The sequence below is a fragment of the Phnomibacter sp. genome (assembly GCF_036803085.1).
Lineage (GTDB): Bacteria > Bacteroidota > Bacteroidia > Chitinophagales > Chitinophagaceae > Phnomibacter.
On record NZ_DAIRUZ010000008.1, the window covers coordinates 57,815 to 72,591 of the forward strand.

A 14,777-nucleotide genomic window follows, 5' to 3' on the forward strand; every position below is an offset into this window, starting at 1 on the left:
TGAAACAGATTATTGATTGACAACAGTAAAAACATATTCCCCGGAACCAATGGCCATTCGTGCCAAACCTTTCTGAACAGGGGCTTTTACTGGTTGCTGATTCATGTGTATGATGCTATTGCTACCTGCCGGCAAATACACAGTAGCAGTACTGTTGACGGGTATGTGCACCTGCAAGGTAAATTTTGTATCATTCTTTTTCCATGATGAAGCAACCCATCCATAAGGCGAACGAAAACGGGCTTCAGCTTCAGTTACATCGCCTACCACTTGTGGCTGAATACGCAGCTGCCTAAACGCAACTGCACCGTGGGAAGCCTGAATACCTGCCAGCGATGCATAGAACCATTCCATGAGATGCCCGAGCATAAAATGATTGTTGCTCACTATGGGCGAACCTTGCCATGATTCGGTTAAAGCCGTTGCACCTTTTGCCAGTTGGTAACCATAACCTGGCACATCGCTGCGGTTGTTCATCCGAAAAATAACATCACTTCGTCCAGCTTGGCTCAACACTTTTAGCAGGTGATGAAATCCGATATCTCCTGCAGTCAAGCGGTAATCATTTTGTTCAATGGATTGAATAAGATTTGCCAATACCGCGGTTGTATTTTTCTCTGCCACCAATCCCATACTTAATGCCACTGCATTGGATGTTTGGCTACCTGTACCGTATTGCTTTACTGTGTCGTTGAAATACTGACGATTGAACGCAACACTTACTGAATCTGCCCATTTGCTGTAGTGTAATGCATCTGCTTTTTTACCCAGCAGTGTAGCAGTTTGTTGCATCACCCGAAGATTGTAATAGTAATAAGCAGTGGCCGTAAGCCCCATGGGGGTAAGCTGACAAAAACCCGGTCGCTCAGGCCCCAAATCATACCAATCGCTCAAGCCGTACATGAGTAAATGACTGCTATCCTTGCTGCGCAGGTATTGCATGTACCGCTGCATAGTGGTATAGTTCGTTAGCAGCTCTTGTTTATCGCCATACCACTGATAAAGATTCCACGGCATCAGAATGGCATTGCTGCCCCACTCTGGTGAGTCGCGGAAATAGCCGTTGGCAAAATGCATTTCGGTGTACTCAGGAATGGTAGAGGGAACAAGGCCATTGGCATTTTGCTCCGCCCGTATATCAGCAGTGATTTTTTTGCCCAATGCATGAATTTCATAGTTGTATTGCAGTGCATTGCCCATCAGGTGCAACTGCTCTTGCCAACCCAATCTTTCCCTGTGCGGACAATCGGTAAACACACTTTGCATGTTGCTGTTGATGGCCCATTGTATCAAGTGATTGGTTAGGTTGAACAATGTATCGGAATTTTGAAATGCACCTACAGCTGCTGCACTGTTGCGGGTATGTAAGGCTTGTACCGCCAACAATTGGGTTGTTTTGTTTGAAGTTGAAGCAGGCAACAATTCCAGTTGCACATACCTAAATCCGTAGTAGGTAAATTTTGGCTGCCATTGTTCAACGCCATCACCACTTAATACATACAAATAATAACTAGAAGCACCTGTGGCTTTTTGATTGGCACGACCATCTTCTGTCAGCAGTTCTGCCGGCGTCAGTTTGATGGTATCGCCCCTGTTGCCACTCACTTTTATTGCAGGTATGCCCGACATGTTTTGCCCGAAATCATAGAGCCAAACATTGTCCTTCAATTGCTGTACAGTCATTGCTTCAAAAGACTGCATCACTTTCACGGGTTTGGCCAGCTGCGATTGTAAATGGTGCGGCGTAGCTACAACGGCAGGCCTCCATTGTGCATCGTTGAAAGCCGGCGTATGCCAGCCCTTCTGCTCTAAACGGGCATCATAATTTTCGCCGCCATACAAGCTGCTGTATGTAATGGGCGACGGTGCCGTTTTCCATTGTTCATCACTCACAACCTGCTGTATGCTGCCATCAGTATATTCAATCAATAATCGGAAAATCATTTTTGGATAACCGTAGGCACCGGTCATTTTACGGTATCGTTCGCCGGGTATATAATAGAACCCATTACCCAGCATAACTCCAATGGCGTTATTCCCAACAAGCAATTGTTTAGTAACATCAAAAGTGACATACTGAGCCTGCTTGTTGTATTTGGTCCAACCTGGATCTAAAAAATGATCGCCGGTTTTTTGCCCGTTGATGTACAGCTCAAACTGACCCAGTCCACAGATGAAAGCAGTTGCTTGCTTCACTTTTTTGGATGCTGCAAATTGGGTGCGCAACAAAGGCAACACATTGGCTCTTTTACCCCAGGCCTTGTCGCCGTTGCCATGAGCAGCAGGCACAATGCGCAAAGAATCTGGCAGATTCTCATAAGCAATCCATTTGGCACCTGCCCAATCTTTAGGTTCCATCAAACCCATTTGCCACAAAGCGATTTCACTCCATGCAGACACATTGCCTTTATTATCCCAAGCTCTAATTTTCCAATAATATTTTTTGGCAGCCTGCAATGCCTTGCCGTTGTATGGCACCTGAATAGAAGCTGCAGACAACCGCTTTTTTGAATCCCACACATTGCCTACATTTCTTTTCAACAGCAGCGAATCATCGGCCACTAAAATTTGAAAAGCCGTTTGCACCACAGACAGTTGAGCACTGTATAATTCCCAGCTGAGCATTGGTCGTTTTGCAACTACACCCAATGGATTTTCTCTTGCTTCGCAACGCAGATAACCCACCCGTAATGATTGTGCAGAAGTGAGCACAGTCATTAAAATAGTTGTGATTAAAAGCAAGCTGCGTTGTATCATCTTCGTTGTGTATAACAGCAATTATTGAACGTCAATCCCGGAAATGGCCAATCCTTTTGCCGCTTCAATGTACAGCACTACTTTATAGTTACCAGCATTGATTTGAGAAGGCGTATTCACGGTAAACTGGTTCCATTTTCCGGTACGGGTAAATGTAAAAGACACCGGTTCGTCCATCATCCTGTTGCCACCTGCATCCAATAGCAACAAGCGTCCTTGCACAGGTGCTTTATCCCAAAAATATTTCATGGTAAAAGAATATCTATCGCCCACACCGGTTTGAACGGGCCATGCAATACTTACTGGCGCATCGCTTGAAGGCACCACACATTCTCTGCCATTGACCATTTGTTTCTGGCTATTTGCATCAGTAATGGCAACGTTGGTTTTGTATTGTGTAACCGGTTTTAAGTCGTACGCTGGTTGCATTTTATTGGCAGGCTGGCTGGCGATGAAATAATGGGATGGAATATTTTTCACCTGCTCATTTGCGGCCAATTTTTTCCGATAGAGTTTGTAATACTTTCCTCCTTGCTCATCTGATACTACAAAACTGTGCAGGTCTTCAAAGCCTTTCCAATCTGCTGGCAAAGAAGTTGTGCTGTCAATACCCACAAAAAAATCAACATCTTCTATTGCATCATAAAAAGCAGTAGCTGATGAATTGGGTGATTGAAATTGTATCCAATCGGCGCCAAACAATTGCGAAGGCAACGCATGAAAAACAATGTCCGACTGAACGAATTGTTGATCGCCAATATCCAACCAGGTTTGTTTGCTCCATTCACCCTGAGCAGGATCTGCAATTTGCCATGGAATGCGCTGCGGCGGCGTTTTCCGAACAGCTTTTTTGGAAATAGTAAAAGCAGTAATCAATGCCTGCCCTGCTTTACTCTCAGGAAAACTGATGATCAACTTACCATTCACAGCCTTGGCTTGTACCATTTTTTTATACGCAGCGTTGGTACCAGCAGCTTTCCAGATATCCAAATCATCTGCTACGGTTTTTCCGTTAATGGCCACATCAAACAAACGCATACCGGTTGCATTGATGCCGCCGCCAACACCCAACCATGGTTCAGTAAAAAACAGCTCTATCGTGTACTCACCTGCAGGAACTTCCAGCTCATACTGCAGTTTGTTTTTCCCATAGCGAAACGTCTGAAACAGCTTGTCATCATTGGTGTTGCGTATGGCCGTAAAAACTCTGCGCTGACTGGCATACACTGCAGGCACTTCAGGAAAATCAATTGACCACGAGGTAGCCAACCTTTTATCAGAAAGCCATGTATTTCCATGCACATCTGTGTAATTGGGTCCGCCGCAGTTGATGCGATACAAATAATCATTGCCGGTAATTGGCTTTGTCATCAAATCATCTTCTTTCTGCGCAGCAACAGGAGCTTTGAGCAGATGAAACAGAACAATAGCATCTCTGGCAACCACTTTCCCATTTACATAACCAACGGCATACAAATTATTGTATTCAATCAACACACTGTCCCATTGAAAGTGTGTACCTATTGGTCCCTTCTTTTTACGGCCCAACGAAGTTTTGCCGTCATCATTAAACAGCTCAACTTCATCGCAATTGCTATACACTTTGATCCCATTTTTGATACCGGGCGTCATCCATCTGTTGGGCCAAGTATGCGAGGCAATGTACACCATGGGGTCAGTTGTGTTGGAGGCATAATTGCTGCGAAACATGTAGTACACATCCGTAGGTTCTTCCCATGGCGTAAGCATGCCTTTGTAATTAACCGGACCAATACGATCCAGTTCCCGCAGACCTTCACCACCCTGCACACGCCCGGGATTATCGTGTGAAGTAAGCAACCAAAAAAAGTGGCCCGCCACACTGTCTTTAACCGATTCTGCCAATCGAACTTTTTGCTCCATCAATTCAGTGAACCGGTCTTCACTATAGGGACCGTTTTGCATAAATCCGCCTTCGGTATGCAGGTCGAGTGTACGCCACGCACCATACTCACCTACCAAAATCTGGCGTTTCAAATCTTGCCCGTACTCGGCAGGATTGCCGCCGTAAGTACCAGTCCAGTTTTGGGGCACATCCCAATCGGTACCGGTACCACCATTGCAGGTAGTTACTGGCCGTTGAACACTAGCCGTTGGGTCAAGCGAACGAATGAGCTCTGTGCATTCCAGTGCAAAATCTTCGGGCAGTTTGCTCTCGTTTTGCAAACCCCACATAACCACCGATGGATTGTTGCGCCGTTCTATCACCCACTCTCTCAGCAGTTGCTTAAAGTGATGGCGAAACTCCGGTGTATCGTACCACACATGGGCCGACAACTGCGTCCACCACAAAATGCCCTGGCTATCGCAAAGCTGGCCGTATAACAGATTGTGTGGCTGATGCCCATCCCGAAAAGCATTGAACCCAGCTGACTGAATCCATTTAAAACGTGCCCGTATTTGCGCTGCGGAAAAAGCATGGCTTTGCCCCAGCAAATGTTCGTACTCTGCTACTCCGTTTATAAACACTGGCTGCCCGTTGAGGGCAAACTGATGACTTGCTGTATTCCAGGCAACAGTGCGAAAACCAAAGCGGGTTGTTTCCTGATCAATGAGCTGATTGGCTTCTTGTATGCTGGTAACAATGCTATATAAGTACGGTCGCTTCGTAGACCACAATACGGGGTTCGTTACTGTTATTTTCTCTTTGAGTACCGACACCGAATCATGTGGTTGCAGAGTGTGTTGCAGCGAAACAGTTTGCACTGTTTTACCTGTGGCATCTTTAAGGGCATGCACAATGGTAATGCGGCGCTGCCTGCCTGTAAAATTCTGGACAGTTGTATTGATGTTGAGCAAAGATTGAGTCGATTGCACATCGGCCCATGCATGAATACCAAAGGGCACAATGCGAACATCGCTGGTAACGAGCAATTGCACCGGCCGGAAAATGCCCATGGGTTGCGAACCTTCTGAAAAACCACGTTCATCGCTACAACCACCACATACCCAAGGCAGGTTGGCTATGCCCGATGGATGCCATGCCCGAACGGCCAACTCATTGGGGGTACCATCTGTTTTGATGACGTGTGTAATATCGATGCTGAATGTGGTTCTGCCACCTGCATGCTCACCCACTTGTTGCTTATTTACATACACGGTAGCATAGGAGCCCACGCCTTCAAACTGCAGAAAAAAACGCTTGCCCTGTTTTGCCTGTTTGATGGTAAATGTTTTGCGATACCAAGAGTCGCCGTGGCGGTTGCCATGCAGCATCCTTCTGTAACCTTCGTATTGGTCCCAATTGTGCGGAATGCTCACCCGCTGCCAGCGTTGATCAATTGGTACAGCGAAAGTATTGGCTGGCAGAATGGTATCGTTGCTGGTAGCAATGCTGTACCAGTTTTGCTCAAGTGAAATAGTGTTGCGTTGTGCATGGGTAGATAAACCAACGCACAGCATCAAACTACACAACTGTAATGTACGATATGCTGAAGTTTGCATCGGCAGTTGAAGTGTGCGACGCAACCAAAGCCTCATAGTAGCACAGCTGCTGGCTACCAAAGAAAAAATATTATTGTAGTTGTAAGCTGCCATTCAATTGAATCACCTGGTTGATAGAAGTAGCGAATGTTTTTGTAATACCGTTGTAGCGAAGCTGCAAAGAACGGCCAGCGAGGGAGCGGATACGTATGCTGCTGAGTGCTGCATTTTTCCATTGCATGTCTACCACAAAACCGCCACGGGCACAGAGGCCTTTCACTTCGCCGTTGTGCAGAGCTGCAGGCAATGCGGGCAACACATCGATAAAGTTGGTATGACTTTGCAACAACATTTCGCCAATGCCGGCGGCACCACCAAAATTGCCATCAATTTGAAATGGCGGATGTGCATCAAACAAATTAGGGTAACTGCCAGCGCCACCTTTTGCAGGACTCATGAGCATTTGAATCATTTTGAAAGTATGATTACCATCTCGCAGTCTTGCCCAGAAATTTATTTTCCAGCCAAGGCTCCAGCCAGTGGCTTCATCGCCACGAAAAATAAGCGATTGCTTAGCGGCCTGCGCCAACTGCGGCGTAGCATCCCAGTTGATTTCGCTACCGGGATAAAGCCCCCACAAATGCGATACATGCCGATGCTTGTTGTTAGGATCGTCTTTGTCTTGCATCCACTCTTGCAATTGCCCGTACCGGCCAATTTGATTGGGGGCAATGCGAGACAACTTTTGCTGCAACTGCTGTCGTAAATCTGCATCCGTTTGCAACAACTTACTGGCTTCAATAACATTGGCAAACAATGCCCGAATGATTTGATGGTCCATAGTAGGGCCCGCTACTAAACCACCTTGCTCCGGCGAATTGGAAGGGGAAGAAATGAAGTAACCAGTTACAGGATCTTTTACCAAAAAATGATGGAAGAAACGGGCGGCATCACGCATGATGGGATATGCTTCGTTGCGCAAAAAGGTTTTGTCTTGCGTGTATAAATAATGCTCCCACAAATGCTGGCACAGCCAAGCACCGCCTGTCACCCAAATGCCATGATTGGATGCATTAATAGGCGCCGTTCCCCGCCACAAATCGGTGTTGTGATGCAGCACCCAACCCGGCGCATTATAATACTCACGGGCCGTTTCTTTACCTGTTTGCGCCAGCTCTTTTATCATAGAAAAAAGTGGCTGATGCAAGGGCGACAGATTGAGCAACTCTGCAGGCCAGTAATTCATTTCGGCATTGATATTGGTCGTGTACTTGCTGCCCCACGGCGGATTTACCAAATCATTCCAAAGGCCTTGCAAATTTGCCGGACGTGTGCCGGGCCGTGAAGCGGCTATGAGCAAATAGCGACCATATTGAGCATACAAGGCTACAAATGCAGCATCGTTGGATTGTGCAAATCGATTCAATCTTTCATCGGTGGGCAAACTATCATGGGGTGAAGCACCAAACGATAACGCAAACCGATTGAAGTATTGTTGATACTCTTTGATGTGTGCTGCTTTTACCTGTGCAAATGTTTTGCCCTGTACAGATGTCAACGCCTTGATGCAAGCTTGCCGTGGGTCCGCACTAATGTTTTGATAGTTGACAAAATTGGTACCGGCTGTGAGGTAGAGCGTTGCTTCATCTGCATTGCTGAGTATCACTTTGCCATCCTTTATTTCTAGCTTACCCCCTTTTGCAACGATACGCAAAAGGCTTTCGCCACGCAAGGCACCAGTTCTCACTTTTACCTGCAACAGCAAGTCATTGTTGAGCCTGGTCACTACATAGTTTTTGTGAGCACTGCTGAGTGTAGCCGCAAAACTAATAGCCGCTTTTTGTGAAGCTGTCAGTTGCACTACAATGACCTGATGAGGTGTACTGGCAAAATATTCCCGCTTGTATTGAATGCCATTGATAGTGTAGCTGGTACTGGCAACAGCATTGCGCAAATCCAATGAACGACGGTATGCTGTTGCCTTTCCTGTATGTGCAAACTGTAGCTGCAAATCGCCAAAAGGCTGATAGGAAGCCTGATACACACCAACCGGCGGCGGATTATCATCGGCCACAAAATATTTCCATTGCCCGTTCAAAGAAATGCGGGCCTGCTCATTGTTAACGGAAAAAATAGCCACATGCTTAGCGGTATCTTTAAAACCATACATACCCCCTTTATCAGCAAAGTTGAGCACCAAAATGGCAATACTATTTTTGCCTGCATGCAGTAACTCTTTGGCTACAGTATATTTTCTTGGCTCGGTATCTTGTTGCTTTCCTACCAATTGCCCATTCACAAATGTAAAGTCGTGGTCTCTGATGCGCCCCAGATCAAGCGTCATTGCAACCGGCGACCAATTGGCTGGCAATTCAAAGTTGGTGCGCAACCAAACGGCGCCATCCAATCCACCGTGGCCTAATGTTTCCCAACCATCCCAATGCGGTACAGTCATCGTTGGCCACGCAGCATCTTGTACATCCGTTGCAGCCATCTGTGTAGCAGCACCCCATTTAGCTATCCATGCAGATTTATCAGCATCAAAACTTTTCAATCCCATGAACTGTGCTTCTGCCAAGGCTTCTGCTTCCTTTTGCTTACCGGCAAACAATAAGGCTCGTATACTGTCGAGATATGTATAAGCACCATTCCGGTTGTATGGCCGCGGCTCTCCTGTCCACAATGTTTCTTCATTAAACTGCAAGTGTTCTGTTTGCACATCGCCAAAAATCATGGCGCCCAACCGCCCGTTGCCAATGGGCAATGCTTCTGTCCATTTGGTAGCGGGTTGCTTATACCACAATTGCAAATCTTGTGCATGCAGCATTGTGCTGCAACAAAGCAGCAACCATACACCTGCAAGTATTTTTTTATTGGTCATCTTTTGAACTACTATTTAGCTACGTTGTGTCTCCCGATAACTATCGGGACACTTCAACTCCTGTACTCCTATTCATCAAAGCTGCACGGTACCGGTTGGCACATCTGCAGCAGTGGTTACAGTAGCACCTTTCAAAATATTGTTGTGCAATAAAATATTGCTCGTAGCAGCGCCTTTAATTTCAGCAAACTTATGGCTGCCATCAAACAACCAATGATTGGTGAGCAGCGCTTCCTTTACATCCGTCAGGCGAATAAGCGGTGCATCCATCAATGGTTTCGCAGTCGATAATGCATCAATTAAAATACGGCTTGACTTTTCTGCACTTACTGCCGGGCCCATTTTTGTATTCACACGAACGTGACGCAATTCGATGTCTTGTGCATTGCGGATCACAATACCTGTTTCTGCTTCAAACACTACATCATGCAAACTAATTTCCGACACGGGCATTTCATCAAGCCCGTTGATGTACATGGCTTTCTTCGTGTATGCAGTTATGTTGCTGAACCGAATGTTGCGAAACTTTGGTGTACGTTCACTCACTGGTTCGGGCTTTGTTTTGGAGTATTCCATGTCCAGCACAATGGCCTGGTCACGTATGTTTTTCATCACAATATTGTCTACCCGAATATCTTCTACCACACCGCCGCGGCCTCGGGTGGTTTTAATGCGAATACCCCGGTCTGTACCATCAAACACACAATTGCTGATGGTTACTTTTTTTACATCGCCACTCATTTCACTGCCAATCACAACTCCACCATGACCGCTCAGCATGGTACAGTTGGTGATGGTGATATTTTCCGCAGGAAAAGCCTTGGTTCGCCCCGGCACATCTTTTCCTGATTTGATGGTAATGCAATCATCGCCCACACTTATGTGGCAATCGCTGATGTGCACATAGCGGCAAGAAGAAGGATTGATACCATCTGTATTGGGTGATTTTGGATTGTTGATGGTAACGCCTGTGACGGTTACGTTTTCACAAAACTCCGGATTCACTGTCCAGAAAGGCGAGTTTGTAATGGTGATGCCTTCAATCAACACATTTTTGCAATACAGTGGTTGTATAAACGGCGGGCGAAGAAAACCTCTTTGCATTTGTGTAGCATCATCGGGCAATACAATATTTTTATTGACACTGTCAAACAGCAATTGATACTTGTTTCTTGCTGTTTGGTTTTTATAAAAAGCAAGTGCATAGTCCCACCATTTTTTCCCATGGCCATTTATCAGGCCCCGCCCTTTTATGGCAATGTTTTCGGCCTTGTATGCATAAAACAATGGAGAGAAACTAAACACATCCACCCCCTCGTAGCGGCTTTCTACCATGGGCAAATAATGATCGAAGTTGTCGGAGAAATGTAACTCAGCACCAGCATCAATTAAAATGGTGATATTGCTTTTGAGATGTATGGGACCAGTTAGGTATTTGCCCGCAGGAAAATACACGGTGCCGCCACCTGCCTTACTGGCCGCCGCAATAGCTGCCGCAATAGATTTGGTCGCCAACGTGCTGCTGTCTTTTTTGGCGCCGTACTTTGTTACATCATAGTACTGCTGTGCATTTGCAGCAATACTAATAGCAGCAATAACCGTGAAGATCATCAGTTTTTTCATGTCAATATTTTAGAGCTGTCAATTCGTATTTTCTTAAGGTGCTTCAAACAACCAGTCAATATTTTGTTGTCGTTTGTCGCTCATCAATCCTGCATCATACACAGGCACATGCGATTTGGCATCAATGGCTCCCAAAATGATGCACAATCCTTTGGGCAGTTTTAATGTATGCGTACCAGCAGTAAACGTGTATGCATGCACTTGCACAGCAGGCAATCCATCAATGGCCATGGCGTTGCTGATTTTGATGTCAGCCTGACCATAATCATCTGCACTCGCATTCGTTTCCAATTCTGGTGCCTTGGCGTAAGTGGTATCGGTGGTAAATGCTGCACGTTGTGTTTTAAAGTACCCAACCAATATTTTCACCGGCTTGTCTGCAGTAAAAGTCCACTCAGTAGCAGCAGCTAATTGCCGTTTGAAAGATTGCGGCTGCAATGCAAGACCGTTAAGCTCCGGGGCCAACTGTCGGATGATGACCGTAGTATCTGCAAACAAAGAAATACCAGGCTGTAAAGTTTTGCCGGCTACAGCTGTTTGAACGTTTACTGCAGGTAACGGCAGCCGTGCATGAATCATTACATCCTTTTGATTTTTCAACGAATCGATTTTGCGTTGAAAAACAGCCAGCTCATTTTCAAAAACGGGCAGCATTTCTGTCCAGTGTTTGTAGGTGCCATTCACACCCCGCATCGGAATTTTTCGTTGTTGTGTTTGCATGCTGTTGGCATACAAATAACTGCCCTTGGTGAGGCGGGCAAGTTGTGCGTAATCTTTTACACTTTGCTGCAACAATGGCACCGCTTTTTCCAAATCAGGCACTTGCTTGCTGTACTTGTATTGCAGCAATTGTACTGCAGCCTGCACTTTATGGCTGAAGTGATTGGCCATAGCCTGGTAGCACAACATGTCGTTGTATAACCGATTGAACTCAGCTTTATTGCTACGGATATTGTTGACAATAGACTGCAAAGCTGCCACGGCTTTATTGCCATGCAACATTACTTCTCCTGCAATTTGTGTTGGTGTTTCACCCACATGAGGCAAACCCTTTTGCACTTTGTCTACGTAATCCAAAATCATTTCACCTTCGGGAGCTTCTGCATCATACAGCAACGTGAACAACCCATAGCGGTAAGGATTTATCAACTGTGTCATGAGCATACCGAGTGTCAGGGTTTGGCGGTTGCCATCGGTAATGCCAAAGCGGCGCAACAACTTGGGGGCAATCTCTCCACTCTCTTCATAAGCAGTCAAAATTTTTCTGCCATCCGCTTCATTACAACCAAAGTGATGTGCCAACATGCGGCTCCAGTAGCGTACCTCGTCTTGCCTGTTGCGATTGGCTTTCCATGCATACCTGCTCCAAGCATTGTACCAAATCCAATCACGTTCTATTTGCAGCAATCGTTTGCCAGCAGCTACACTATCGGCGCTGTAGGGCCAATCCCAATACGATGCCTGTGGATACAAATGCAATCCATTGCCACCCATTACTTCGTGCATGCCAATAACACTCTGCTGAATAAAATCTGGCGACCCATATCGAAAGGGTTCAAGATTGGCAAGAATGTGCACGTTTTCAATTTGCACACTGCCGAGTTTACTCAGTGTTTGGTGCAACTCAGCCCAGCTGCCACGTGGTCTTGCATAGGTAAGAGCTTCGCCATTAAACTTTGCTTCGGTATATAAATTTTTGTAGAGGGGCAAAGCAGCTTTCATTACTGCCGGGGCATCTGTATCGTGTGCCCGCAATACTATGGGCGGCTCATCTGTTTTGCCAATGGCATGCAAGCCATCCTGTACCCCTGGTATAATGGTTTTGGTAAACCATTCAATGTCATCATTGCCCACACCTTCCATGGCTTCACCCAAACAAACCATGAGCCCCACGTTGGGATATTTTTCTACAAATGCAGCAATAGATTTTCGGGTGTAATCTGCAATGAGCGGCGTAATGCCCCGCTCCCGTTCTTGTGTTTTAATTCCATGATGCTCCGCAAAAGGCTTTGATACAATGATGTTGTAAAACATTTGTATCACCCAAATGCCCCGCTTATCAGCCTCAGTAGTTAAGAAACGATAGAGCTCTTCATTCTTTGCAAAAGTGGCTTCATCTACTTCTACTGCATACGGATAATCTTTCAATTTTACCAGCGAAGCAAAGGGATGTCCGTTCCACAGGTACAACGAATTCATGCGATTGCTTACCATTGAGTCGAGGTACTGAATCCACAATTGCTTATTGTACAACCACGGAAAAACCTCGGGCGTGTATGGATATTCATACACATTTCTACCGGGCAGGTAATACGGTTTTTGAATGCCGATGCAAGCCCCACGCAACACCATTTCGGGAGCATCTTGTACAACCATACGAACAGGAAACTGCTGGCGATGTTTGAGTGTATCTGCTAAAGCCAAACAACCATACAACACGCCAGAGGCATCATTTCCAGTGATGCTGATGCGCTGTGCATTACCCTCAATTTGAAAACTTTCTTTTTTACCATTTTGCTGAATGGATAAAACAATTTCAACATTTTTTTGCTGCAGTTTCAATGCACGAACCGTTTGCATGAGTGTTGCGGAAGCATAACTGCTGCGGCTCGTATTCACCTGATCCAATACTTTCACCTGTGCCTGCGTAAATTGGCACAATATCAAAAGCGTTATTGTAGATAGTATTTTCATTTTCCTTCTTTCACTAATTCATTCAAATACATTTCGAGCATAGTGTAGCCACTTGAATGCAATTGATTTCGGTCTGCGGCATTGTTGGCATTTAATCCGTGAGCTATTTCCCATGCATCGGGCATGCCGTCATTATCTGTATCTGCCGGTGCCGCTGTACTGGCATACACAGGCCATCCACCCACCACCAACGGATGATCGATGATGCCCGGTTTACCAAACACACCTTTGCCCATAGCTGTGCCCATGGCTGTTTCTTGAATCACTCTTGCATCAACTGCATCTCTTTTTGGGAAATTGGCGCCGGCATATTTCAACACCCGTTCATAAGCCAGTTCAGCCGATTCTTCAGGCAACGGAATTTGAATTGCAAAAGGCTTGTCAGCAATGGCGCCTTTGGGATAACCCGCTTCTTTCAAATCAATACCCCGTTCATTTTTTTTGGTCAGGTATTTATCGCCCAGCATCATGTTGCCGGCCACAAACCATTCGCTGGTGCCTTTACTGTTTTCTGCCTGAAAAGAAGCATGAATAAACTTTCTATCCTCTGGCGTGGCTGGTCCGGGTTTGTAATAATTATTGACAATGTTGACCTGCGAAACGCCGCCAGCAATATTTACTTCGCCGCCATAGCAGGCATTGGCATTACCCCAGTTGTACACTACGTTGTTTCTGTAATCGATAATGGCTAACGTATCGTGGGCACGGGCACCATTAAAACGAATGGCCCTGTTGTTGAGGTGTGCAAACAGGTTGTGGTGAAAACTGGCGAACTGACCACCCCATACGCCGCCAAACGAACGGTTGCCTTTCATGTGACCCGCATGGTACAAACCTTCGCTTACCACACACCACTGTACCGTTGTGTTTTTGGTATCGTACATGGCCGCACATTCTTCATTGGCCCAACTAAAACTGCAATGGTCAATGATTACATCATGACAGTTTTCCATATCAAAACCATACAAGCCGGTTTTGAGTGTGCCACCCGGTCTCGAACGGATATAGCGAATGATGATATTGCCATGATTGCCTTTGGCAGATGCGCCATTCAAAATCAAAGATTGGTCTTTGAAACAAATGCCATCGCCCGGAGCAGATTGCCCGGCAATGGTAAGATTAGAACGTTTGATTTGAATTTTGCTTTGCAGCTCAATGATGCCAGATACCCGAAACAAAATGGTGAGAGGCTTACCGGGAAATTGCTCCAGTGCCCATCTAAAACTGCCTTCGCCGCTGTCTTGTGTATTCGTTACAAATACAACCTCACCACCGCGGCCACCACTGGCATATTTACCAAAACCTTCAGCGCCGGGAAATGCCGGCACCTGTGCCACAGACGTTGCAGCTACCACACAGA

At 46.0% G+C, this 14,777-nt stretch carries 6 protein-coding genes; all 6 read right to left on the reverse strand.

What is annotated here, in order from left to right:
• Positions 1-9 precede the first annotated feature (9 nt).
• The 6 genes from V7Q13_RS14740 to V7Q13_RS14765 all read right to left on the reverse strand — a co-directional run bounded on the left by V7Q13_RS14740 (position 10) and on the right by V7Q13_RS14765 (position 14,772).
• Entirely contained in the window at positions 10-2,718 is a 2,709-nt protein-coding gene (locus tag V7Q13_RS14740) for a family 78 glycoside hydrolase catalytic domain (protein WP_333801432.1), read from the reverse strand.
• Between the two features lie 60 nt (positions 2,719-2,778).
• Positions 2,779-6,240, reverse strand: a complete 3,462-nt coding sequence (locus tag V7Q13_RS14745) for a malectin domain-containing carbohydrate-binding protein (RefSeq protein ID WP_333801433.1) — start codon at positions 6,238-6,240, stop codon at positions 2,779-2,781.
• Between the two features lie 70 nt (positions 6,241-6,310).
• Positions 6,311-9,100, reverse strand: a complete 2,790-nt coding sequence (locus V7Q13_RS14750) for a glycoside hydrolase family 95 protein (protein ID WP_333801434.1) — start codon at positions 9,098-9,100, stop codon at positions 6,311-6,313.
• A gap of 75 nt (positions 9,101-9,175) precedes the next feature.
• Complete coding sequence (locus V7Q13_RS14755; RefSeq protein WP_333801435.1) at positions 9,176-10,723, reverse strand: glycoside hydrolase family 28 protein; 1,548 nt, start codon at positions 10,721-10,723, stop codon at positions 9,176-9,178.
• A gap of 33 nt (positions 10,724-10,756) precedes the next feature.
• Complete coding sequence (locus V7Q13_RS14760) at positions 10,757-13,417, reverse strand: alpha-d-galacturonidase (protein WP_333801436.1); 2,661 nt, start codon at positions 13,415-13,417, stop codon at positions 10,757-10,759.
• A complete protein-coding gene (locus V7Q13_RS14765; protein ID WP_333801437.1) occupies positions 13,414-14,772 on the reverse strand; it encodes a pectate lyase in 1,359 nt (452 codons plus the stop codon). Before V7Q13_RS14765 ends, V7Q13_RS14760 begins: the two co-directional genes overlap by 4 nt.
• Positions 14,773-14,777 lie beyond the last annotated feature (5 nt).